Genomic DNA, 22,784 nt, shown 5'->3' with positions numbered 1-22,784 from the left:
GGGTGCGGGGTGCGGGGTGCGGGGTGCGGTACCCCGGCCCGCACCTGCCGGGTTCCTCGATCCGGCTCTCAGCCCTTCCTTCTGTGCGCGCGGCTCAGCGGCAGCACCAGCGGCGTTCCCGACACCGGGTCGGGCACCACCTTGCACGGCAGGTCGAACACCTGCTCCACCGTCTCGGCCGTGATGACCTCCTCGGGCGTCCCCTCGGCATAGATCGCGCCCTCGCGCATCGCCACGATGTGCGACGCGTACCGCGCCGCCTGGTTCAAATCGTGCAGCACCGCGATCACCGTGCGTCCCTCGTCGTTGAGCCCAGCGAAGATGTCCAGCAGCTCGATCTGGTGGGCGATGTCCAGAAACGTCGTCGGCTCGTCCAACAGCAGCAGCCCCGTCTCCTGCGCCAGGACCATCGCGACCCACACCCGCTGACGCTGGCCCCCCGACAGCTCGTCCACGAGCCGGTCGGCCAGGTCCGTCGTGCCCGTCGCCCGCATCGCCTCGCGCACCGCCGCCTCGTCGGCTCGGCTCCACTGCCGCAGCGCCGACTGGTGCGGGAACCGCCCCCGTGCCACCAGGTCCGCCGCGGTGATCCCGTCCGGCGCGATCGAGGACTGCGGCAGCAGCCCCATGCGCTTGGCCACCTGCTTCGACGGCATCGACGCGATCGCCCCGCCGTCCAGCAGCACCGCACCCGCATTCGGCTTGAGCAGGCGCGACAGAACCCGCAGCAACGTCGACTTCCCGCACGCGTTCGGTCCCACGATCGCCGTGAACGAACCCTCCTCGATCCGGAGGTCGAGGTCCTCGCCGACCGGCCGGTCGCGGTAGCCGAAGGTCACTCCCGACGCTTCGAGGGTCATCGCATCTCCTTCCGTGACTGCGCCACGAGCAGCCAGACCAGATAGGCGCCGCCGAGCACGATCGTCATGAGCCCCACCGGCAGCGCCTGCGGCGGGACGTTCAGCGCGACGGCGTCGCACGAGACCAGCAGCAGCGCGCCCATCGCCGCCGAAGGCACCAACTGGACGCCCGGCGCCCGCGTCAGCCGCCGCGCCAACTGCGGCGCGACCAGCGCCACGAACGGGATCGGCCCCGCCAGCGCCGTGACCACCGCCGTGAGCGAGACGCCCACGACGACCAACGCCAGGCGGACCGGTTCGACCGCCACGCCCAGCGCCGCGGCCGCGTCGTCGCCCATCTCCAGCATCCGCAGCCGCCGCCCGAGCCAGAAGAGCGGCACCAGCAGCACCGCGATCACGGCGATGCCGTTCCGCGCGTCGCCCCAGTCGAGCCCGTTGAGGCTCCCCGCGGCCCACACCGCGGCCATCTGCGCCGTCCACAGGTTCGCCTTGAGCAGCAGGTACGTGTTCGCCGAGCCAAGGAGCGCGGTGACGGCGATGCCGACGACGATGAGCCGGAAGCCGTGCACGCCCCGCCGGTACGCCAGCAGGTACACCGCCAGCGCCGTGGCGATCCCGCCCCCGAGTGCCGAAGGGATCACCAGAGCGGTGCTGCTGACGGCGATGATCGACAGGACCGCCCCGGAGTAGGCGCCCGCGTCGAAGCCGATGACGTCGGGGCTGCCGAGCGGGTTGCGCGTGAGCGACTGGAAGATCGCGCCGCTGAGCCCGAGCGCGAGCCCGAACACCAGCCCGAGCAGCACCCGCGGCAGCCGCCACTGCACGATCACCGTCTCCAGCGCCGGCCCCGCGTCCGCGACCAGCGCGCGGACCACGTCCGCCGCCGAGACCCGCATCTCGCCCAGTCCCAAGGCGATCACGGCGCAGCACACGGCGAGGACCGCCAGCAGCGCCGTGACGGCGAAGACCCGCAGCATCGTCCGGCTCGAGGCGCGCTCGCCCGCGCGCAGCACCACATAGCGCCTCACAGGCCGCTCGCATTCCGGCGCCGCACCATCCAGATGAGGACGGGCGCGCCGATCACGGCCGTGACGACCCCGGCGGGGATCTCGTCGGGGATGACCACGACCCGGCCGAGCACGTCGGCGGCGATCATGAGCGAGGGGCCGAGCAGGCAGCTGTAGGCGAGGATCCACCGCTGGTCGGGCCCGGTGATCCACCGGGCCACGTGGGGGACCATCATCCCGAGGAACCACACGACGCCGATCGCGGCCGTCGCCGACCCGCACAGCAGCGTCACCGCCGCGACCACCGCGATGCGCGTCAGCCACTGGTTGGCGCCCAACGCGTTCGCCAGGTCTTCACCGAGCGCGACCGCGTTCAGGCCCCGCGCGGCGAACGCCGCGAGCAGCAGCCCTGCGGCCAGGAACGGCGCGACCGTCAACACGGCCCGCCAGCCGAGGTCGGCCACCGACCCGGCCTGCCAGCTGCGCATCGTCAAGAACACGTTCGCGTTCAGCAGCACCACTGTCGAAGCGAGCCCTTGGAGGACCGCGCCGAGCGCGACCCCGGCGAGCACCAGCGTCACCGGCGAGCGCCCGCGCCCGCCCAGGCTGCCGATGAGGAACACCGCGCACGCGGTGACCACCGCCCCGGCGAACGCCGCCCACACTTGGAGCAGCGGGCCGGCGGCGGGCATGAGCCACACCGCCAGGACCACGCCGAGCGCCGCCCCCGCCGAGACCCCCAGGAGCCCGGGGTCGGCGAGGGGGTTGCGGGTGAGGCCCTGCATGAGCGCCCCGGCCACGGCCAGGGCGATCCCGACGAGGACGGCGAGCACGGTGCGGGGGAGTCGCTGGCCGACCACGATGATGCGCGGGTCGCCGTTGTCGCGCCACAGCGCTTCGGCGACTTCGCCGATCGGCAGGGGCTTGGAGCCGAGCGCGAGGCTGAGCAGGACGAGGACGGCGAGCGCGGCCGCGGCGGCGGCGAGGCCCAGGAGCCTGCGCCGCCGCCGGTCGGGCGGTTTCGAGAGGTCGTCGGCCGCGGCCGCGGCCGTGGGCAGTGGTGTCGTCATAGTCCCAGGGAGTCGAGCCGGTCTTCGTATTCGTCGGCGATGACCTCGGGGTCGCGGTCGGAGGCCCACATGGCGTCGAGTTCGGCGCGGGTGGTCTCGTCGAGCGCCGCGAAGCGCTCGCGCCATTTCTCGGCGTCGGCGGTCCAGTAGCCGAGGGCCTTGTAGGCGCTCGCGGGCAGGCCGAGTTCGCGGCGCAGGTGCTTGCGGGCGCCGCGGAGGGTCTTGGTCTCCCCGGCGACCCACACGTAACCGGTGCCCTCGGGCCTGGGCAGGCCGCGCACGACTTCATCGAGGTGGCTCGGGCCGTGCCCGTTGCCGCCGATGACCCAGGTGGTCTCCACGAGCGGGTGCTCGGGGACGGGCACCTTGTGGTCCTCTGCGGCGACTTCGAGCACGAGCCGGGTGCGCACGTGCTCGGGCGTCAGCTCGACCAGGCGCAGCGCGGCGGGCAGCCCCGCGTTGTCGGCCACCAGCACCTGCCACTCCAGGCCTTCGGGCGGGTCGTACAGCGGCTTGGGCGTGTTGAGGCCCACGACGTCGCCGATCGTCGCTTCGAGGGCCCAGGCGGCGGCGAGGCCGCCGTCGTGGACGACGAAGTCGATGGTGACCAGGCCGCGCTCGGCGTCGACGTCGCGGATCGTGTAGGTGCGCATCCGGTCGCCGGTCACCGTCGAGTAGTCGAGATCGTCCCCGGCCACCTCGGGCAGCGGCGGGCGGTCCTCGCCCGGCAGCGGGAAGAGCACGCGCACGTACTCGTCGCCGACGCCGGTGGTCGGGTAGCCGACCAGCGCGGGGCCGCCGAAGACGATGCGGCGCAGGGCGGGGGAGAGGTCGACGATCTGGGCGACCTCGGCGTGCATGATGCGCATGGGGTGCCCGCTCATCCGATGAGGGCCTCTGCGACGACTTCGAGGAAGGCGAGCTGGCCGCTGGGCGAGCCGAAGGTCATCTCCATCTCGTAGCCGACGATGCCGTCCTGCTCGACGAAGTCGAGCTGGGCCCACAGCGGGTTCTCGGCGGCCTCGGCGAGGAGCTGCTGGAACTGGGCCTCCTCGTCGGCGCCGAGGCCGCGGATCATGAACGCGTAGTCCAGGTCGCTCAGCGTCCCGATCTGCTCGCCGCTGAGGGCCTCGCCCTCGCGGTCGTTCTTCAGCGAGGTCGGCGCGATGGTCAGGCCGAGGTCTTCGAAGACCTGGCATTCGACGCCGGAGTAGCAGCCGGTCTGGAACTGGTCCTCCCAGTAGCCGACCGGGGCCACGGTGATCGAGGCCGGGTCGGCGATCTGGGCGCTGATCTCGGCCACGCGGGCGTCGTAGATCGCCTTCCACTCCTGGAAGTACTGGGTGCGGCCCAGGGCCTCGGCGGTCTGCTCGAAGTGGGTGAGCCACGGCTGCCCGTCGTAGGCGTTGACGCTGTAGGTCGGGGCGATGTCGGGCAGGCGCTCGACCACGTCGGGGTCGTAGCCCAGGCCGTTGAGGATGAAGTCGGGCTCGGCCATGAGCAGGGACTCGTAGTCGTACTCGGGGTAGTTCGCGAAGGTCGAGACCTCGGCCAGCGCGTCCTGGGGGAAGAAGCAGGGGAAGGTCTGGTAGCCGGCGTCGCCGCGGATGGGCTGGCTGGAGGCGAGCGGGTAGCGCAGCCAGATGAGGATGTCGATGTCGGTGGTGTACATGCCGAGGGCCGCCTGGGGCGCGACGGGCACTTCGACGTCGCCGAACTCGGTGGCCACCGTCGCGGTGCCCGAGCCCTCGCTGACGGGTTCGAGCTCGGGCAGTTCGGGGATCACCGCGCCTTGGCACTGCTCGTCGAGCTGGGACTCCCGCTCGGCGGGGTCCGGACCGGCGACGGGGTCGGTGGTGCCGCAGGACGCCGCGAGCAGCAGCCCGGCCGTACTGGCGATCAACGCTGTCGCCTTGCGGCGCAAGGGAATACGGTCGGACACGATGGGCCTCCTCTTTTAGGTAAGCCTTACCTTAGAACATCACGAGGAGGTCTCGGCATAGTCCCTGGTGTCTCATGATCAACATGACCGGGCGGCGGGAGCGCCGGGTGCGAGACGGGGCTTGGAACGGGATGAGGCCGCGGCCCGCTCGTCACCGCGGGCCGCGGCCTCGGCCCCGCGAGGCCTGGGGGTCTCGCGGAGCTTCGCCGAGCGTCCGGTCATCACCCTTCATGGACGCTCGGCGGAAGGGTCCTCGGCGTGTTCCACCCGACACGCCGAGGACGCCGGTCGGGCGGGGCGCCCGCCGGGGGAGGAGCGCCCCGCCCGAGTCTCATGCGCTCCGCGGCTTCGGGTCGCACAGCTCGGCGACCTGGGAGGCGATCGCGACGCGCAGCGAGGGCTCGTCGATCGCGTAGCCGCCCACCCAGAACGGCAGTGAGCCCGGTTCGATCCCGCGGGTCATCACCGCCCCTGAGATGTCGGAGGTGGTGACGCGCAAGTGCGGGCCGTTCAACTGGTTCTGGAACCGCTCGACGGTGTAGTCGCGCTCGCCGATGCGGAACTTGCGGGCGGCGCTGGTGCGTTCCTGGTTGGTCATGCTCGCCTGTCTCGGGTCGGGTCGGATGGTCGCGGGCGAATCGGATGCTCCCGGTGCGGGCGCGCTCAGCCCTCGCAGAACTTGGCGCGGCCGACGGGCTCTTTCGGCAGATCCGCGCCGCCGTTGTAGAAGACGGTGAACGCGGTGAGCTGCATCCATTCCTTCCACTGTGGTGAGAGCTCGCGCCACTTGTCGCCCCAGGTGGCCTTCAGGTCTTGGGAACTGATCCCGGAGACCACCAGGACGAGTTCGCCCCCGCGCTGTCCGAGGTAGACGCGGAACGAGCCGGGCACGGACGAGGCGGGGGAGGCGCAGACCGAGAAGCGGTCGATGCCGTCGCTGAACATGCCGCGCTCGGTCTCGACCGGGGCCACCTGCTGGCGGCTTGCTGCTGGGGACATCTGAAGACTCCTCGCTTCGGTAGGACGCGCCCGCGACATCGAGTCGCGGGGCTCCGCTTCAGTGAAACCCACCATAGGCGCAGGTCAGCGACTCAAACCACGCTGAAATACCCTGGCGGACATGCCGAGTGGCGATGTCGAGTGGCGAAGTCGCGTGGAGATCCAGGGTGGAATTTCCGCGCGGGATTCCAAGTGGATATTCCATTAGGGTGTCCGCTTGACACACAGAACACCTGAATCACACGGGGGTAGGGGTTGACAACTAAGCGTGATGATTTGCGATCATTGCGGGATGAGTGCAGGATTCTTGCAACGAGACCTCGGCGACCTCCTCACGCGCTGGCGCATCCGCGCCGGCTATACGAGTCGGGAAGCCGTCGCTTACGAGTTCGGGACCACAAAGGACATCATCGGCTCCTACGAGACGGCGAAGCTGCAATACATGGAGCCGATGACAGTCGGCTGGCTCCTAGGCAAGTACGGCGCGCCGGATTACGTCATAGCCGAGGCCGAGATGAAGGCCAAGCAGATCAGGCAGGGATCGCCGAATACTTGGCGTGACAGCGGCCCCAGGTGGTTCGAGCGGTTGAAGCAGCTTGAGCCGCTGGCGGCCACTATCGACATCTTCGAAGACGCGTACATCACCGGGGTCTTGCAGACCCGCGCCTACGGCCGCGCCGTAATGGAGGTCGGTGGCCAGTTGACGCTGAACCAGATTGACGACTCGCTCGATCTTCGGGCGAGCCGCCGTGAGGCGGTTGTCGAAAGTGAGAGGGCTCCGAGGATCCGGGTCATCCAGACGCAGTACTCGCTCGACATCATGAAGCGCGAAGCGTTCTACGAGGAGCAGATGGGGCAGCTCAGAGCGGACAACGAGCGGCCCAACATCGAAATCTACATACTCCCGGCACAGCTCTTCCACCCGTCGATGGAAGGTCCCTACACGATTCTGAGCTTCGATGGTAATGACGAGCGTGATGTGGGCTATCACGAAGGTCCGTTCGGCGCGCATTATGAGGCGACCAAGAAGGAGACAGACCGGGTGCGTGACGTATTCTCGGACACGCTCGCGATGGCCGAGCGGCTGACATGAGTGGAGACGAGCGATGCTGACGGAAAACTGGAAGAAGTCCTCGCGCAGCGGCAACCAGGGCGGTCAGTGCCTGGAGGCGCGGTGGAAGAAGTCCTCGCGCAGCAACGGCCAAGGGGGCCAGTGTGTTGAGGCCCGCGCCCTCGCGGGCGTGGTGCAGGTGCGGGACACGAAGCTCGGGGAGGCTTCGCCGATCCTCGACGCCTCGGCCGCCGACTGGACCGCCATCCTGGGCGACCTGAAGCGCTGAGCGACCGGCAGGACGAACCACAACGGCCCCCGCGTCACCGGGGGCCGTTCGCCGTCTCGCACACCGAGGCTCGGCAGTGGTGATCGCCTCGGCGGGATAGTCGATATTTCCGAGGCCTATTGGTCGTCGCCTTGGCCGCTGGTATCCGGCCCGAGCCAGGCCAGGACGCCGTCCTCTGGACCGTTCTCGGGGAACGCCACGACAATTTCGACCGACCAGAAGCCTTCAGGGGGCGCTAGGCCGATTTCCTTGGCGTAGGCGGCCAGCCCGTATGAATCGAGTTGTTCCTCCTTCTCCCAGAGGTCGCTCATCGCCTCCGGCCGCGCCTCCACCACTCGCAAATCCTCATCAGGCAGGCTCATCTGCGATACCCTCTCCAGTTCCAGCGCGGATGTCCTTCGCGATTTCGCTCCGGCTCGCGATGACTGGTCGCGTAGTCGTATAGTCACCAAGATTGATCACCCCGATCGAGGAGAGCCCTTGTGGCGAGCATCGATGAAGCGTCGAGCGCCGTCGGCGGCAACGCCGAACGCGCCCGCGAACTCGCGGGAGGTATCAGCGCCTCCAAGGAGACCCTAGACTCCCTGGCTGGAGCGACGGCGGCGCTCGGTATGCGCACCAAAGCAGGAGAGGCCCAAGCGGCCAGCGACCGAGCCGAGGAGCTTGTGGGCCACGCCAACGCGCTAGCCGACGCCCTGGAAGCCCTTCGCGCCCAAGTAGAGGCGCTGCGCGGTTTACTGGCCACACGTGGCGGAGGAACAGCAGGGCCCGAAACCAAGGGCCTCCAACCCACCGCGTCACCCCCAAGCGTGACCAAGCCAGCCCACGAACCCGACCCGACCCGCCGCCCCACCGGTGACCCGACAGACACTGACGGCGGCAAGAGCCGAGGCCTCGTGCGCGAGAACGAGTCAGCGATCGTATTGGCGCGGAACGGATACGACATTAAGCAACTACCACCGAAACCAATAGGCAAGAGCCCCGACTACCTTATTCAGGGGAACTTCTGGGATTGCTATGCGCCGATCGGTAGTAATATGAATAGCATTCGCACTAGGATTCGTAAGAAGGTCAAGGAAGAACAAGCTAATCGAATAATCCTGAATCTGGACGACTGTGGTGCGACTGTTGCACAAATTCGATCCCGTCTGGAGCGCGATCCAATTCGAGGGCTAAAGGAGATTAAAATCATCCATAAGGGCGAAGTCAAGCAGCTCTATCCCTGGGATTCGGAGGTTGATTAGTATGGCTCTTGAATATGATTTGGAGATCACGCCGGATATCGAGCCTGCGGATTTGCTTGACTACTTCGCTGACCTTCTCCATTGTGATGAACGCTTTCACGAACCCGGCCATCCTCCTCGCGCGTTCAGGAGAGAGGTGATACTGACGGCGTTGGATTGGCCTCCGGAAGACCCTTCGCCCCTGGCCGAGTTGTTCGATGTCAGCCGGACCGTATCCATAGGTTTCCGGATGAATAAGCACCTCAATCGTCGTGAGAATCGTGCAGTGTTCCGTAATATGCTGGTCGGTTCGGCGCAGCTGCTCGAAGATCATCCGAGGATGAAAGCGGTATTCAGTCGAGACGAAGACGATGATATCTACCTACAACGTCTCGGCGACGAGGGAATCGTGCTGGCAGCGATGCTGCGTGATCCGTACCTCAATTTTGAAGGCGTATTTGATGAACTCCTCGCAAGATATCCTGTCCGCGACCTAGGCAGGTTCAGCGACCTGATGCCGGACGACTGAGTGCCGCTCGGTGGCGTGGCTTTCGTAGCATGCTGCGGAAACTGTCCCCGGAAAGGAAGCGCTCGGTGAACGACTCCAGCCGGACTTGGCGATGGCATGAGTACCCCGTGGGTCTCGGCGGCGAGATCGCGCGCGCCGCCGTCCACGCCCTGATCGCCTTCCTGATCGGCCTGGCCTTCGCGTTCGGGGTGATCCTCATCGGCGGCATCCTCGCCGAGGAGCGCCTGTTCGACGATCCCGGGCTCGAAAACGCCATCGACGACCTCGCTCGGATGAGCGTCGGCAGCCTGATGGTGTTCGCCGTGGCCACCTGGTTCACCTTCGCCTTGGTGGCCTTCCTGCGCGAGCTGACCACCTCCAGAGCGCTCGTGAAAGCCGCCGCGCGCGGTGCCTCCCGCCACGAGGTTCCCGCCCCCGAGCAGGTCGCCTCGGCGACCGCCGAACCGGCGACGCAGTTGACCGTCTTCGGGTGGTGCAACGCCGCTCTGGCCGGAATGCTCGGCATCGTCGGAGTCGGCATCCTGGTCTTCGACGGCGGCAGCTCCGAGGAGGTGCTCCTCGTCTCGCTGTTCGTCGGCTATGCGGCGCTCATGACCCTGCTCGCCCTCGCCGGACCCAAGCTGCTCACCCCGGCCCACGAACGCCGCCAGGCCCTCATCGCCGCGAACTGGAGCTCCAGTGACGAGGCCGCCGCCTGGAAGCGGGCGTTCCGTTCATCAAAGGAGCGGAAGCACCGCGGCCCGACGCTCGCCGAGCGGTTCCTATACATCGCCACCTTGATCCTCGCCCTCGGCTTCGTCGCGCTCCAGGGGTCGGTGACGATGCGCTGCGGAACCATGCCCGGCAGCGGTCGCCAATGCGACGAGGTCACCTACGGCTCGTTCATCGAACAGCTCCTCTCCTGGGGCTTCGTGATCTTCGCGGTCCTGCTGCCCCTGGCCACGATCCTCGCGGTCGTCGGCATCGCGATCGACTGGCGCCAGCGCCGCGCCGAACGGGCCGAACTGCGAAAGCGGCTCGCCGACACGCGCTCGGGCCGCCCGGGAAGGGACCTCCTCGCGCACCACGCCCAGCGGCGAACGCATCCGCTGGCGCTGGTCGGCGCGGCACTCTCGGGGATCGGACTGGTCTTCAGCGTGTCCGCCTACCTGGTCGGTCAAGGCAAGGGCCTGGGTTCGGAGGACGTCTTCGCCCGCTACAACACCGCCTCGCTCGCGGTCATGGTCGCCTCGGCCGTCCTGTTCACGGCCGCGCTGGTCGGCAACGGCCTCGCCAACCTGCGCGGCCGGGCCTTCCGCAACGAGCTGATGGCCCGCTGGCCCACCCTGCCCTCCTGGTCGGCCGGTGAGGACGGCAAAGTCCTGCGCGCCAAGCGCGGCCCGGCGCTCCACGCCCCCCGGTACGTGAAAGTCCGCAAGAACAGCAGCTCGGGCTGATCGCCGAACGAAGCGAAGGCGGCGTTCACTCCTGAACGGCCCCTTCGAGCGCCGCAATGGCCGCCGGGAACTCGGCGGCCCCGCGAGCGCACCGTGGGGCCGGTCGCTCACTCGCCGGAGTAGTCGGGCCACTTTCCGGGGTTGAGGTGGTAGGCGACCAGGGCGTTGGCGTGGCCGTGGCCCAGGCCGTGCTCGGTCTTCAGCCAGTCCACCAGCGCCTTGTGGCCGCTGAGTCCGCTTGCCTCGAGATCGCTGAGCCAGTCGGCTATAGGGCGGCCGTAGGTCTTCTCGATCGAAGGGAAGTACGAGGTCGGTCCCTTGGGCTGAGCGGTCATGAGGTTCCTCCGTTGCGATGAGGCGGTTGCGGATCTGGCGAAAATAATCGTTCTACCGGGCCGCGCGCAGGGTCTGGAGCGAAACCGTCGCCGCCCACAGCCACACGAGCGCGCCTCCGGCGAACATCCACCGGTAGTCGGCGGCGGGGAACGCCGCCGCCGTCAGTCCCAGGTACAGCACCGGCACGAGGTAGCAGACCCCGCGCCACAGCGTCCGCTGCCCGCGCGCGAAGCGGCGCGCGAACACGAAGCACGCCGCGAACAGCGCGAGCCCGGCGGCCGGGGCGGCGAACGCGTGCAGGACGCTGTGCCAGCTCTGCGCCGCGGGCGCGCCCTCCGGCGTTCCGGCCGGGTACCCGAAGGCCGGGTCGGCGACGAACACGCCGCCCCAGACCAGCGCGATCCCGTAGAGCCCGAAGAGTCTCGGCCCCCACTTCGCGGCGGGGCCGTCGATCAGCGCGCGACGCAGGCCGACCGCGCCGAGCACGGCCAGGAGCCCCGAGACGACGAAGTTCGCGATCTGGATCCAGCCGAGGTCGCCGAGGCTCAGCAGGCTCAGCGGGTGCACGACGGGATCGAAGCCCTCGCGCGTCGCCGCCTGCGCGATCGTGGCGCCGACGAACAGCGGCCCGGCGAGCACGCCGCACGCGAGCAGACGGCGGGTGGAAGCGGTGGCGTGAGGCCTGCCTGTGACGGATGCGGTGGTCGTTGCGATGTTCAAGGCAGGTGCTCCTTGGGGTGGTCGGTGGGTTGTGTCCGTATGGACGAGGCCTCGGGTTCGGATTCATCGGCTTCGTGGTCGTGCTCACCCTTGCGCCTGATACCCCTATGGGGTATAAATTGGGTTCGTTGATACCCTCCGGGGGTACGCTCGATGAGAGGAAGCGCCATGATCGTCGACCATCTGGGACGGACCTGACATGAATGCTCCGCTGCGCATCGGCCTCTACGCCGCCGGACTCGCCGGCGTCTTCGCCGTGGCGTTCGCCGTCGGCGGCGTCGCGGTTCCCGAGGAGACCGTCGACAACTGGTCGGCCTCCGACGAGGGGCACGACATGGAAGGGGATGAGGACATGGAGACCGGCGAACACGGCGGGCACGCCGTCAACGCCCCGCGCGGGCTCGGCATCGAGCAGGACGGCTACCTCCTCGGGGAGGTCTCAGCGCCTGCCGTGCCCGGTGACGCAGGGACGCTTTCGTTCACGATCACCGACCCGCACGGCGAACCGCTCACCGAGTACGAGACCTCGCACGAAAAAGACCTTCACCTCATCGTCGTCCGCGAGGACGGCACCGGGTTCCGCCACGTGCATCCGGAGCTCGGCGCGGACGGGGCCTGGTCCCTTCCCTGGGAGTGGGACGCGCCCGGCGGCTACCGGGTCTTCACCGACTTCGTGCCCCCCACCGGCGAGGACGTGACCCTCAGCCGCACCTTCCAGGTCGACGGCGAACTCGACGCCACCGAACCGCTCGCCATCGCTCCTACCGCCGACACCGGCGACTTCACCGTCTCCCTTGACGGCGACCTCGTGGCCGGAGAGGCCTCCGAGCTGACGCTCACGGTGTCGCGCGACGGCGAACCGGTGACCGAGCTTGAGCCCTACCTCGGCGCTTACGGCCACCTCGTGGCCCTTCGCGAAGGCGACCTCGCCTACCTCCACGTGCACCCCGAAGGCGACGAGCCCGAACCCGGCGCCACCTCCGGCCCCGACATCGTCTTCGCCGCCTCCGCACCCACACCCGGCCGCTACCTCCTCTACCTCGACTTCCAGGTCGACGGCCAGGTCCACACCGCCCAATTCGCGATCGAAGCGCGATGACACGCCCACCCGGAGGAGTCCCCATGGACGGCACACCAGCCCGACCGGCGCCGCTTCGCGGTGCCGCCAACGTCATCGAACTCGACATCGGCGGCATGACCTGCGCCTCGTGCGCCATGCGCATCGAGAAGAAGCTCAACAAGCTCGACGGCGTCACCGCCACGGTCAACTACGCCACCGAGAAGGCCAAGGTCACCGCCCCCACCGAACTCGACCCGGCCGAACTCATCTCGGTGGTCGAGAAGACCGGCTACACCGCCGCGCTGCCTCAACCCGAGGAGCCCGCAGACGGCGAACCCGCCGCCGACCCCGAGCTGGACTCGCTGCGGCAGCGCCTCATCGGCGCCGTCGCGCTGGCGATCCCGGTCGTGGCCATGGCGATGGTCCCGGCCTTCCAGTTCAACTACTGGCAGTGGGCCTCGCTGGTCCTCGCCGCGCCCGCGATCCTGTGGGCCGGATGGCCGTTCCACAAGGCCGCCTGGGTGAACCTGCGCCACGGCGCGGCCACGATGGACACGCTCATCTCGGTGGGCACCCTCTCGGCCTTGGCGTGGTCGCTGTACGCGCTGTTCCTCGGCACCGCAGGGGAACCGGGGATGCGCCACGCCTTCGAGTTCACTGTGGAGCGCAGCGACGGCGCCGGCAACATCTACCTCGAAGTCGGCGCCGGCGTCATCGCGTTCGTGCTCGCCGGGCGCTACTTCGAGAAGCGCGCCAAGCGCCGCGCCGGGGACGCGCTTCGGTCCCTGCTCCACATGGGCGCCAAGGAGGTCGCCGTCCTGCGCGACGGCACCGAGACGCGCATTCCAGTGGAGGAGCTGGCCGTCGGCGACGAGTTCGTCGTGCGCCCCGGCGAGAAGATCGCCACCGACGGCACGGTCGTCTCCGGCACCTCCGCCGTCGACGCCTCGATGCTCACCGGCGAGTCGGTGCCCGTCGAAGTCGCCGTCGGCGACGACGTCACCGGCGCGACGGTGAACGCGGGCGGGCGGATCACCGTGCGCGCCACCCGGGTCGGCTCGGACACGCAGCTCGCGCAGATGGCCCGGCTCATCGAGGACGCCCAGTCCGGCAAGGCCGAGGTCCAGCGCCTCGCCGACCGCGTCTCCGGCGTGTTCGTGCCCATCGCGATCGCCATCAGCGTGGCCGCCCTCGGCGCGTGGCTCGGCGCGGGCTTCCCCGCAAGCGCCGCCTTCACCGCCGCCGTCGCGGTCCTCATCATCGCCTGCCCGTGCGCCCTCGGCCTCGCCACGCCGACAGCGCTGCTGGTCGGCACCGGCCGCGGCGCGCAGCTCGGCATCCTCATCAAGGGTCCCGAAGTGCTCGAATCGACCCGGCGCGTGGACACGATCGTGCTCGACAAGACCGGCACGGTGACCACCGGCCGTATGACCCTGGCCGACGCGGTCCCCGCCGAAGGCACCGACCGCGCCGAGCTGCTGCGCCTCGCCGGCGCCCTGGAGGACGCCTCCGAGCACCCGATCGCCCAGGCGATCGCCAAGGGCGCGACCGCCGAGGTCGGCGCACTGCCGACCGTCGCGGACTTCGCGAACGTCGAAGGCAAAGGCGTGCAAGGGGTCGTGGACGGCCACGCGGTGCTCGTGGGTCGGCAGGCGCTACTGGAGGACTGGTCGCTGGAACTCCCGGGCGCGCTCGCCACGGCCAAGGCCGACGCCGAGATGAAGGGGCAGACCGCCGTCGCGGTCGCCTGGGACGGCGAGGCCCGCGGGGTGCTCGTTGTCGCCGACGCCGTGAAGCCGACCAGCGCCGAGGCCGTGGCCGAGTTCAAGCGGCTCGGCCTGACTCCGGTGCTGCTCACCGGCGACAACCGGGCCGTGGCCGAGCAGGTCGCCGCCGAGGTCGGCATCGAGGAGGTCGTGGCCGAGGTGCTGCCCGCCGACAAGGTCGACGTCATCGCCCGGCTCCAGTCCGAGGGCAAGACCGTCGCCATGGTCGGCGACGGCGTCAACGACGCCGCCGCGCTCGCCAAGGCCGACCTGGGCCTGGCGATGGGCACCGGCACCGATGTCGCGATCGAGGCCGCCGACCTCACGCTGGTGCGCGGGGACCTGCGGGCCGCCGCCGACGCGATCCGGCTCTCGCGCCGCACCCTCGCCACCATCAAGGGGAACCTGTTCTGGGCCTTCGCCTACAACACCGCGGCGATCCCGCTCGCGGCGTTCGGGCTGCTCAACCCGATGCTCGCCGGGGCGGCCATGGCCTTCTCCAGCGTGTTCGTCGTCAGCAACAGCCTGCGGCTGCGCACCTTCAAGTCCCGCAACGGCACCGCACCGGCGCGAGCGGCCTGATGCGCCGCCCCGACTGATCCGAGTCGGCTCGGGCGGATCGCCTGGCCGACGTTGGAGCGGTGCGGCGAACCCGCTGGGACGCACGCGAACAGCGCTGGAATCGGGGACCCTGCCCGCCGGGCAGGGTCCCCGATTCCAGCGCGTCCGGCTCCAGTGCTCAGGCCACGAGCTGCCGTTCGGGGACCTTGCGCTCGTGCGGGCCGTTGTAGCTCGACAGGGGGCGGATCAGGGCGTTCGCCTCCAACTGCTCGATGACGTGCGCCGTCCAACCGGTGATGCGGGACATGACGAACAGCGGCGTGAACATCGGGATGTCGAAGCCCATGAGGTAGTACGCGGGCCCGGCCGGGAAGTCGAGGTTCGGGTGGAGTCCCTTGGCCTCCAGCATCTCCGCTTCGAGCTCCTCGTACATCCGCACCCACTTCTCGCCGCCGCCGAGGGCGGCCATCGACTCGAACGCGGCCTTCATGGTCGGCACCCGCGAGTCGCCGCCTCGGTAGACGCGGTGCCCGAAGCCCATCACCTTCTCCTTGGCGGCCAAGCGCTCGCGCAGCCATTCGCGGGCTCGCGCGGGGTCGTCGATCTCCAGCATCATGCGCATGACCGCCTCGTTCGCCCCGCCGTGCAGCGGGCCCTTGAGGGCGCCGATCGCGGCGGTCACGGCCGAGTAGATGTCCGAGAGCGTCGAGGCCACCACCCGCGCGGTGAACGTCGAGGCGTTGAAGCTGTGCTCGGCGTACAGGATCATCGAGACCTCGAAGCAGCGCAGCACCTCCGGGGCGGGGACCTCGCCGAAGCACATGTGGAAGAAGTTCGCCGTGAACCCCAGGCCCGGGTCCGGCGGGATGCGCTCCAGGCCTCTGCGGCGGCGGAAGTCGTGTGCGATCACCGTCGGCAGCTTCGCGTACAGCGCCTCGGCCTTCTTCCGGTTCGCCTCGGGGCTGTTGTCGTCCTCGGCCGGGTCCTCGGCGCCGAGGCCGCTCACCGCCGTGCGCAGCAGGTCCATCGGGTGGCAGTTGTCCGGCACCCGGTCGGTGACGGCGAGGGTCGAACGCGTGACCTCCCGAAGGGCCCGTTCCCGTTCGGTGAAGCGGCGCAGCGCGGCCGCGTCGGGCAGCTCGCCGTACCAGATGAGGTGCGCGACCTCCTCGAAGCTTCGCGACGCGGCGAGCTGCTGCACGGGGTAGCCGCGGTAGGTGAGCGAGTTGGTCTCGGGCACGACCTCGGAGATCGCGGTGGTGTCCACGACTACCCCGGCCAGTCCCTTGTGGATGTCGGCGTTCATGCGTCCCTCCCGGGGATCTTGAAATCGAACAGCTCTTCGTCGAACGCGGCGTAGGAGGCGTAGTCGACCAGGTCGTACAGGCGCGCGCGGGTCTGCATCCGGTCCACGACCGGCTCCTGCGTGCCCTGCTCGCGCAAGGTCGCGTACAGCTCGTCCACCGCGCCCATCGCCGAGCGCAGGCTGCTGACGGGCCAGATGACCACGTTGTAGCCCAGGTCCTCGAGCTGCCGCGCCGTCAGCAGCGGCGAGGCGCCGAACTCGGTCATGTTCGCCAGCAGCGGCACCTCGACCGCCTTGCGGAAGGCCGCGAACTCCGCCTCGTCGCGCATCGCCTCGGGGAACACCATGTCCGCCCCGGCGTCCACATAGGCCTTCGCACGGTCGATAGCCGCGTCCAGGCCCTCGACGGCCCGCGCGTCGGTGCGCGCGCAGATGAGGAAGTCCGGGTCCGTCCGGGCCCGCACCGCCGCCCGCACGCGCTTGAGCATCACGTCGGTCCCGACGACCTCCTTGCCGTCGAGGTGCCCGCAGCGCTTGGGGTTCACCTGGTCCTCCAGGTGGCACCCGGCGAGCCCGGCGTCCTCGAACGCGCCGATCGTCCTGGCCACGTTCGCGACCTCGCCGAACCCGGTGTCCGCGTCGATGAGCGTCGGCAACTCCGTGGCCCGCGCGATCTGCCCGCCGCGCCCGGCCACCTCCGTCAGCGTCGTCAGCCCGATGTCCGGCAGCGCCAGATCGGCAGAGAGCGCCGCGCCGGAGACGTACACCCCGTCGAAGCCGTGGTCGGCCACCGCGCGGGCGGCCAGCGGCGAGAACGCCCCCGGCAGCCGCTGGAGCCGGCCCGAGGCGAGCGCCTCGCGGAAACGGCGGCGCTTCTGGGCGGGGGTCGTGCGTGCCTGCGTCATCAGAACAGTCCCTCTTCGGTCGGTTGCGGCAGCGCCTCGGCGGCGAGATTGAGTTCGCGCACCTCGCGCGCGTCGAGTTCCTCTATGCGGCAGGCCAAGTCGAGGAACCGGTCCTGCTCGGCGCGGTCGATCACGCCCTCGGCGAGGGCGCGGAACTTCGCGATGTACTGCTCGCGAGCGAACGGCCTCGCGCCCCTCGGATGTGCGTCGGCCACGGCGATCTCGTCCACCACCGTCGTGCCGTCGTCGAGCGTCACGGTCACCCGCCCGCCGAAGGCCCGCTCGTCCGGGTCCGGGTCGTGATAGCGCTTCGTCCACTGCGGATCCTCGACGGTGCGGACCTTGCGCCACAACGCGATCGTCGACTCCCGGTGCGCCCGCTCCGGCGCGTACGAGCGCTCGTGGTGCCAGTCCCGGTCCTCCAGGGCCACCGCGAAGATGTACATGATGGAGTGGTCGAGGGTCTCGCGGCTCGCGTCCGGGTCGGTCTTCTGCGGGTCGTTCGCGCCCGTCCCGATCACGAAGTGCGTGTGGTGGCTCGTCGCGATCTCGACATCGGTGACGCGCGAGAGGTCCCCGATCTTCGGGGCCATCCGCCGGGCCAGGTCGATGAGCGCCTGGCTCTGGTACTCCGCCGAATGCTCCTTCGTGTAAGTGTCCAGAATGGCGCGTTTGGCCTCGCCGGGCTCGGGCAGCGGCACCTCGTACCGCGCCTCGGGGCCGCCCAGCAGCCACGCGATGAACCCGTCCTCGCCCTCGTAGATCGGCGAGGGCGCGCCCTCGCCGCGCATCGCCCGGTCCACCGCCTCGATCGCGGTCTTGCCTGCGAACGCCGGGGCGTAGGCCTTCCACGAGGAGATGGCCCCCTTGCGGGACTGCCGCGTCGTCGTGGTCGTGTGCAGCGCCTGGCCCACCGCCTGGTAGATGATCTCGGTCGGCAGGCCCAGCAGCGTCCCGATCCCCGCCGCCGCCGACGGCCCCAAGTGGGCGATGTGGTCGATCTTGTGCTCGTGCAGGCAGATCCCGCGCGCCAGGTCCACCTGGACCTCGTACCCGGTCGCGATCCCGCGCACCAGCGCCCGGCCGTCGAGCCCGCGATGCTGCGCGACCGCCAGGACCGGCGGGATGTTGTCGCCCGGATGCGAGTAGTCCGCCGCCAGGAACGTGTCGTGGAAGTCCAACTCCCGCACCGCCACACCGTTCGCCCACGCCGCCCACTCCGGCGAGACCCTCGCCTCCGTGCCGAACACGCCCGCACCCGGGTTGAAGGGATGCGCCAGCGCCTGCGCCCGCGCGTTCACCACCGGCCCGCGCCCGAGCGAGGCCGCCGCCACCGCCGCGTTGTCGATCACCCGGTTGCCGATCATCTCGGCCACCTCCGGTGCGACCGCCACCGGGTCGCTCGCGACCTCGGCGATCCGCCACGCCAACTGCCGCTCCCGCGGCAGGTCCTCGCTCGACGCGTGGACCCGCACCTCGTACCGCCTCATACCGAACCTTCCTGAACCGCTGTTTCCTCTGACGCTTCGTCCTCCGCCCACCGGGCGGGTACCTCCGTGGCGACCATGTGGAACGTCCCGTGCAGCGCCTCGCGCCGCTCGCCGGTGCGCAGCCGCTCGGCCACCACCGTCACGCCCACGGTCATCGACCGCCGGCCGCGCCGCTCGACCACCGCGCTCGCCTCCATGAGGTCGCCCGCCTCGATCGGGTGCTTGAACTCGACCTTCTCGACCCCCGCGCACACCACGTCGGTGCGCGCCGACCGGCTCGCCGCGACGAACGCGGCCCGGTCCATCAACGCCAGCGCCGCGCCGCCGAACAGCGTCCCGCGGTGATTGAGCTGCTCGGGGAACACCACGTCGGCGATCGTCGGCCCGCCCGTGCCCGCTGCGTCCACTCCTCGCCCACCTTCTCCGTAGCCGGATGTATCTTCACAGTGTGCACACATCAATGAGGCAGAGAAACCACTGAACATGTGGTTTCTTGTGAAAATATCGACCCGCAGTTGTGAAACTTGTGAAAGAGGCAGGCCATGGCGTTGAAGCAGGCGAAAGTGGGGCTCCGGCTGCGGCGGTTCCGCGACGAGCAGGGCCTCACCCAGGCCGCACTGGCCGCCGCCCTCGGCATCTCCACGAGCTACGTCAACCAGATGGAGTCCAACCAGCGGCCCATCACCGGCCCGGTGCTCCTGCGCCTCGCCGAAGTCTTCGACGTGGACGTGCAGCGCTTCTCCACCGCCGAGAGCGAACGCCTCGCCGCCCAGATGCGCGATGCCCTCGCCGACACCGCCCACGCCGAGCAGATCTCCCCGCACGAGACCCGCGAACTCGCCGAGAGCGCCCCCGAACTCGCGCGCTACGTCGTCGACCTGCACCGCCGTTACCGCCACGCGCTGGAACGCAACGCCGCCATGAGCGTCGAACTCGACACCGGCGCCGCCCCCACCGCCTACGAGGAAGTGCGGGACCTGTTCTACGCCAAGCGCAACTACGTGGCCGAACTCGACGAGGCCGCCGAACGCACCGCCGCCGAAGCGGGACTCGAGCAGGCCGATCTCGTCGGCGGCCTGACGCGCCTGCTGGAGCGGCGCCACCGCACCACCGTGGCCGACCTCGACCCCGCCGAGCAGGAGCGCACCAAGCGCCGCTTCGAACCCGAAGGCCGCGTGCTGCGCCTCTCGACGCTGCTGACCGAAGGCCAGAGGGCCTTCCAGCTCGCGACCCACCTCGCGCTCGCCGAGCACTCGGACGCGATCGACGCGCTGGTTGCGGCCGCGGACCTGTCGGGCGGCGAGGCGAGGGCGCTGGCGCGGATCGGCCTGGCGAACTACTTCGCGGGCGCGCTGATCCTGCCGTACGGCGCTTTTGCCCGCGCGGCCGAGGAGCTGCGCTACGACATCGACCTGCTCCAGCACCGGTTCCGCGTCGGCTATGAGACGGTGGCGCACCGGCTGAGCACGCTCCAGCGCCCAGGAAGGCGCGGCGTGCCGTTCTTCTTCGTGCGCGTGGACCGGGCCGGGAACATCTCGAAGCGCCAGTCCGCCACCGACTTCCACTTCTCACGCGTCGGCGGCAGCTGTCCCTTGTGGAATGTCTACGAGGCGTTCGCGCACCCCGGGGAGATCCGCACGCAGCTCGCGCAGATGCCCGACGGGCGCGCCTACCTGTGGGTGGCGCGCACCGTGACCAGCCGCTACGGCGGTTTCGGCACGCCGGCGAAGACCTTCGCGATCGGGCTCGGCTGCGACCTTCACCATGCGAACCGGCTCGTGTACGCCGACGGGCTCGACCTGGCGAACCCGGCGGCGCTGACCCCGATCGGGCCGGGCTGCAAGGTGTGCGACCGGACCGGCTGCCCGCAGCGGGCGTTCCCGGCGATCGGCCGGCCACTGGACGTGACCGACCATCGCAGCGGTTTCACCCCGTACCCCTCGTCGGGCCGACTCAGCCCTTGATCGCCTCGGCGAGCGCCGCTACTCCGAGGTCGATCTCGGTGGGCTCGATGACCAGCGGCGGGGCGATGCGCACGGTCCGCTGGTGGGTCTCCTTGCACAGGACCCCCTTGGCGGCCATGCGCTCGCACACCTCGCGGGCGGTCGGGCCGCCCTCGGCGAGGTCCACCCCGGCCCACAGCCCGCACACCCGGATCGCGTCGATCCTGGACCCGTCGAGCCCGGCGAGCGCCCCTTCGAGGTACTTGCCGAGGTCGCGGGCGCGGCGCTGCCACTCGCCGGTGGCGAGCATGGCGACGACCTCGCTGCCGACCGCGGCGGCGAGCGGGTTCCCGCCGAAGGTCGAGCCGTGCGTGCCGGGGGTGAAGACGTCCATGACCTCGCGGTCGGCCGCCACCGCGGAGATCGCGAGGATGCCCCCGCCGAGGGCCTTGCCGAGCAGGTACACGTCGGGCACGACCTGCTCGCGCTCGCACGCGAAGGTGTAGCCGGTGCGGCCCAGGCCCGACTGGATCTCGTCGGCGATCATGAGCACATTGTTGTCGTCGCACAGGCCCCGGACCCCGGCCAGCCAGCCGGCCGGCGGCACGATGACCCCGGCCTCGCCCTGGACGGGCTCGACGAGGACCGCGACGGTGTCGGGGCCGATCGCCGCCTCCAGCGCCTCGATGTCGCCGTAGGGCACCGAGTCGAAGCCGGGCGCGAAGGGCCCGAAGCCCGCGCGTGAGTCCTCGTCGCTGGAGAAGCCGACGATGGTCGTGGTGCGGCCGTGGAAGTTCCCGTCGAACACGACGATCCTGGCCTTGCCCTCGGCGACGCCCTTGCGGGTGTAGCCCCATTTGCGGGCGGCCTTGATCGCGGTCTCGACCGCCTCTGCGCCGGTGTTCATCGGCAGGACCGCGTCCTTGCCGCACAGCTCGGCGAGGCCGGACAGGAACGGGCCCAGCGCGTCGGTGCGGAACGCGCGCGAGGCGAGCGTGAGCCGGTCGAGCTGGGCGTGGGCGGCGGCGACCAGGCGCGGGTTGCGGTGCCCGAAGTTCACCGCCGAGTAGGCGGCCAGCCAGTCGAGGTAGCGGCGGCCCTCGGTGTCGGTGACCCAGGCGCCGTCGCCTTCGGCGAGGACCACCGGCAGCGGGTGGTAGTTGTGCGCGCCGTACTGCTCTTCGAGGTCGGTGAGGTTGCTCGAACGGTTCACAGGCTCCCTTTCAGGGGTTGCAGCGCCGCCGCGGTGAGCGGCGCCGAGGAATCGGCGGACATGCCCGGCGGCGCCCAAGGCGCGCCGGCGTCCACCAGCATGGACCCTACGGCGGCGATCATCGCGCCGTTGTCGGTGCACAGGCGCGGCGCCGGGATGCGCAGCGCGATCCCGTGCTCGGCGCAACGGGCCCCGGCCAGTTCGCGCAGGCGCCCGTTGGCCGCGACGCCCCCGGCGATGACCAGCGTGTCCACGCCGTGGGCGCGGCAGGCGGCGACGGCTTTGGCGGTGAGCACGTCGCACACCGCCTCCTGGAAGGACGCGGCGATGTCGGCCACCGGCAGCGGCCCCTCGCTCGCCTCGACCCAGCGGGCCACGGCGCTCTTGAGCCCCGAGAACGAGAACCCGTACTCGCCGACCGTCGCGCGCGGGAACCGGATCGCCTCCGGATCGCCCTCAAGCGCCGCCTTGCTCAGCGCGGGCCCGCCCGGGTAGCCGAGCCCTAGGAGCCGGGCGACCTTGTCGAAGGCCTCCCCGGCCGCGTCGTCGGCGGTGTCGCCGAGGTGCTCGATCGGGTCGCGCGCGAGGTCGCCGAGCATGAGCAGCGAGGTGTGCCCGCCCGAGACCACCAGGCCCACGCTGCGCTCGGGCAGCGGCCCGTGTTCGAGGGTGTCGGCGGCGATGTGCCCGGCGAGGTGGTGGACGCCCAGGAGCGGGACGCCGAGCGCGAGCGCGTACGCCTTCGCCGCGGCGATCCCCACCGTCAGCGCCGTCGCCAGGCCCGGCCCGGCGGTCACGGCGATCGCGTCCACCTCGCCCTTGCCGATCCCGGCCCGCTCCAGCGCGGTCCGCGCGGTCGGCACCATCGACTGGAGGTGCGCCCTCGCGGCGACCTCGGGCACGATCCCGCCGAACCTGGCGTGCGCGTCCATGCTCGTGGCGGTGCACTCGCCGAGCAGGCGCCCGCCCGCGACCAGCCCCACGCCGGTCTCATCGCACGAGGACTCGATGCCCATGACCACGGCGCCTCGGGCGGCACCGTCCGCTTCCGTTCCCACCGACCGGCCTTCCCCGTCGT

Annotated in this window: 24 protein-coding genes; 8 read left to right on the top strand and 16 right to left on the bottom strand. The window is 70.2% G+C overall.

Annotated features, from left to right (window positions below):
- Positions 1-68 precede the first annotated feature (68 nt).
- From IF12_RS0116470 to IF12_RS0116440, 7 genes are all read right to left on the bottom strand, one after another.
- Positions 69-860, bottom strand: a complete 792-nt coding sequence (locus IF12_RS0116470; RefSeq protein WP_030160273.1) for an ABC transporter ATP-binding protein — start codon at positions 858-860, stop codon at positions 69-71.
- On the bottom strand, positions 857-1,837 hold the full coding sequence (locus IF12_RS0116465) for an iron chelate uptake ABC transporter family permease subunit (protein ID WP_081913676.1): 981 nt from the start codon (positions 1,835-1,837) through the stop codon (positions 857-859). Before IF12_RS0116465 ends, IF12_RS0116470 begins: the two co-directional genes overlap by 4 nt.
- 47 nt (positions 1,838-1,884) lie before the next feature.
- Positions 1,885-2,937: an iron ABC transporter permease gene (locus IF12_RS0116460; RefSeq protein ID WP_030160271.1), complete on the bottom strand. Its 1,053-nt coding sequence runs from the start codon at positions 2,935-2,937 to the stop codon at positions 1,885-1,887.
- A complete protein-coding gene (locus tag IF12_RS0116455; RefSeq protein WP_197034753.1) occupies positions 2,934-3,821 on the bottom strand; it encodes a siderophore-interacting protein in 888 nt (295 codons plus the stop codon). Before IF12_RS0116455 ends, IF12_RS0116460 begins: the two co-directional genes overlap by 4 nt.
- Entirely contained in the window at positions 3,818-4,879 is a 1,062-nt protein-coding gene (locus IF12_RS0116450) for an ABC transporter substrate-binding protein (RefSeq protein ID WP_133884342.1), read from the bottom strand. Before IF12_RS0116450 ends, IF12_RS0116455 begins: the two co-directional genes overlap by 4 nt.
- A 331-nt stretch (positions 4,880-5,210) precedes the next feature.
- Positions 5,211-5,477: a hypothetical protein gene (locus tag IF12_RS0116445; RefSeq protein ID WP_030160268.1), complete on the bottom strand. Its 267-nt coding sequence runs from the start codon at positions 5,475-5,477 to the stop codon at positions 5,211-5,213.
- 65 nt (positions 5,478-5,542) lie between these two features.
- On the bottom strand, positions 5,543-5,878 hold the full coding sequence (locus tag IF12_RS0116440; protein ID WP_133884341.1) for a hypothetical protein: 336 nt from the start codon (positions 5,876-5,878) through the stop codon (positions 5,543-5,545).
- A 292-nt stretch (positions 5,879-6,170) separates the two neighbouring features.
- On the opposite strand from IF12_RS0116440, the gene IF12_RS0116435 reads away from it, so the two are divergent.
- Positions 6,171-6,971, top strand: a complete 801-nt coding sequence (locus IF12_RS0116435) for a DUF5753 domain-containing protein (RefSeq protein WP_133884340.1) — start codon at positions 6,171-6,173, stop codon at positions 6,969-6,971.
- Positions 6,972-6,984: 13 nt separating this feature from the next.
- Entirely contained in the window at positions 6,985-7,218 is a 234-nt protein-coding gene (locus IF12_RS0116430) for a DUF397 domain-containing protein (protein WP_030160262.1), read from the top strand.
- Between the two features lie 116 nt (positions 7,219-7,334).
- On the opposite strand, the gene IF12_RS0116425 is transcribed toward IF12_RS0116430, so the two are convergent.
- Positions 7,335-7,580: a hypothetical protein gene (locus IF12_RS0116425; protein ID WP_030160260.1), complete on the bottom strand. Its 246-nt coding sequence runs from the start codon at positions 7,578-7,580 to the stop codon at positions 7,335-7,337.
- Positions 7,581-7,700: 120 nt separating this feature from the next.
- Between IF12_RS0116425 and IF12_RS25785 the strand changes: the two genes are divergently transcribed.
- The 3 genes from IF12_RS25785 to IF12_RS0116415 all read left to right on the top strand — a co-directional run bounded on the left by IF12_RS25785 (position 7,701) and on the right by IF12_RS0116415 (position 10,406).
- Positions 7,701-8,462 (top strand): hypothetical protein, encoded by a 762-nt coding sequence (locus IF12_RS25785; RefSeq protein ID WP_133884339.1) that lies wholly within the window; start codon positions 7,701-7,703, stop codon positions 8,460-8,462.
- 1 nt (position 8,463) lies between these two features.
- Complete coding sequence (locus IF12_RS25780; protein ID WP_133884338.1) at positions 8,464-8,970, top strand: SitI3 family protein; 507 nt, start codon at positions 8,464-8,466, stop codon at positions 8,968-8,970.
- Positions 8,971-9,035: 65 nt separating this feature from the next.
- The gene (locus tag IF12_RS0116415) at positions 9,036-10,406 is read left to right on the top strand and encodes a hypothetical protein (protein WP_133884337.1); all 1,371 of its coding nucleotides are present in this window, start codon (positions 9,036-9,038) and stop codon (positions 10,404-10,406) included.
- 107 nt (positions 10,407-10,513) lie between these two features.
- On the opposite strand, the gene IF12_RS0116410 is transcribed toward IF12_RS0116415, so the two are convergent.
- Positions 10,514-10,741 carry a DUF4287 domain-containing protein gene (locus IF12_RS0116410; RefSeq protein WP_030160252.1) on the bottom strand — a complete coding sequence of 76 codons (228 nt, stop codon included), beginning with the start codon at positions 10,739-10,741 and terminating at the stop codon, positions 10,514-10,516.
- 52 nt (positions 10,742-10,793) lie between these two features.
- Complete coding sequence (locus tag IF12_RS23225) at positions 10,794-11,462, bottom strand: DUF998 domain-containing protein (protein WP_035749206.1); 669 nt, start codon at positions 11,460-11,462, stop codon at positions 10,794-10,796.
- Positions 11,463-11,661: 199 nt separating this feature from the next.
- On the opposite strand from IF12_RS23225, the gene IF12_RS0116400 reads away from it, so the two are divergent.
- Both IF12_RS0116400 and IF12_RS0116395 read left to right on the top strand, forming a co-directional pair.
- Positions 11,662-12,561, top strand: a complete 900-nt coding sequence (locus tag IF12_RS0116400) for a hypothetical protein (RefSeq protein ID WP_030160248.1) — start codon at positions 11,662-11,664, stop codon at positions 12,559-12,561.
- Between the two features lie 23 nt (positions 12,562-12,584).
- Entirely contained in the window at positions 12,585-14,870 is a 2,286-nt protein-coding gene (locus IF12_RS0116395) for a cation-translocating P-type ATPase (protein WP_051704485.1), read from the top strand.
- Positions 14,871-15,027: 157 nt separating this feature from the next.
- Here the strand turns inward: IF12_RS0116395 and IF12_RS0116390 are convergent, their stop codons facing one another.
- The 4 genes from IF12_RS0116390 to IF12_RS0116375 are packed head-to-tail and all read right to left on the bottom strand — an operon-like array spanning position 15,028 to position 18,918.
- Positions 15,028-16,155: a bifunctional 2-methylcitrate synthase/citrate synthase gene (locus tag IF12_RS0116390; RefSeq protein WP_030160244.1), complete on the bottom strand. Its 1,128-nt coding sequence runs from the start codon at positions 16,153-16,155 to the stop codon at positions 15,028-15,030.
- On the bottom strand, positions 16,152-17,060 hold the full coding sequence (gene prpB / locus IF12_RS0116385) for a methylisocitrate lyase (RefSeq protein ID WP_030160243.1): 909 nt from the start codon (positions 17,058-17,060) through the stop codon (positions 16,152-16,154). The genes IF12_RS0116390 and prpB overlap by 4 nt, the downstream gene beginning before the upstream one ends.
- Complete coding sequence (locus IF12_RS0116380) at positions 17,060-18,550, bottom strand: MmgE/PrpD family protein (protein ID WP_030160241.1); 1,491 nt, start codon at positions 18,548-18,550, stop codon at positions 17,060-17,062. Before IF12_RS0116380 ends, prpB begins: the two co-directional genes overlap by 1 nt.
- Complete coding sequence (locus IF12_RS0116375; RefSeq protein ID WP_197034752.1) at positions 18,547-18,918, bottom strand: acyl-CoA thioesterase; 372 nt, start codon at positions 18,916-18,918, stop codon at positions 18,547-18,549. The genes IF12_RS0116380 and IF12_RS0116375 overlap by 4 nt, the downstream gene beginning before the upstream one ends.
- A gap of 180 nt (positions 18,919-19,098) precedes the next feature.
- Here IF12_RS0116375 and IF12_RS0116370 point away from each other — a divergent pair, with 180 nt between their 5' ends.
- The gene (locus IF12_RS0116370) at positions 19,099-20,514 is read left to right on the top strand and encodes a helix-turn-helix transcriptional regulator (RefSeq protein ID WP_030160237.1); all 1,416 of its coding nucleotides are present in this window, start codon (positions 19,099-19,101) and stop codon (positions 20,512-20,514) included.
- Here the strand turns inward: IF12_RS0116370 and rocD are convergent.
- Positions 20,504-21,706, bottom strand: a complete 1,203-nt coding sequence (gene rocD, locus IF12_RS0116365) for an ornithine--oxo-acid transaminase (RefSeq protein WP_030160235.1) — start codon at positions 21,704-21,706, stop codon at positions 20,504-20,506. The genes IF12_RS0116370 and rocD overlap by 11 nt on opposite strands.
- Positions 21,703-22,722: a tRNA (adenosine(37)-N6)-threonylcarbamoyltransferase complex transferase subunit TsaD gene (tsaD, locus tag IF12_RS0116360; RefSeq protein ID WP_030160232.1), complete on the bottom strand. Its 1,020-nt coding sequence runs from the start codon at positions 22,720-22,722 to the stop codon at positions 21,703-21,705. The genes rocD and tsaD overlap by 4 nt, the downstream gene beginning before the upstream one ends.
- Between the last annotated feature and the right edge of the window lie 62 nt (positions 22,723-22,784).

Source organism: Glycomyces sp. NRRL B-16210 (assembly GCF_000719515.1).
Taxonomy (GTDB): Bacteria; Actinomycetota; Actinomycetes; order Mycobacteriales; family Micromonosporaceae; genus Glycomyces.
This window is presented reverse-complemented; position numbering and strand designations above follow the sequence as displayed.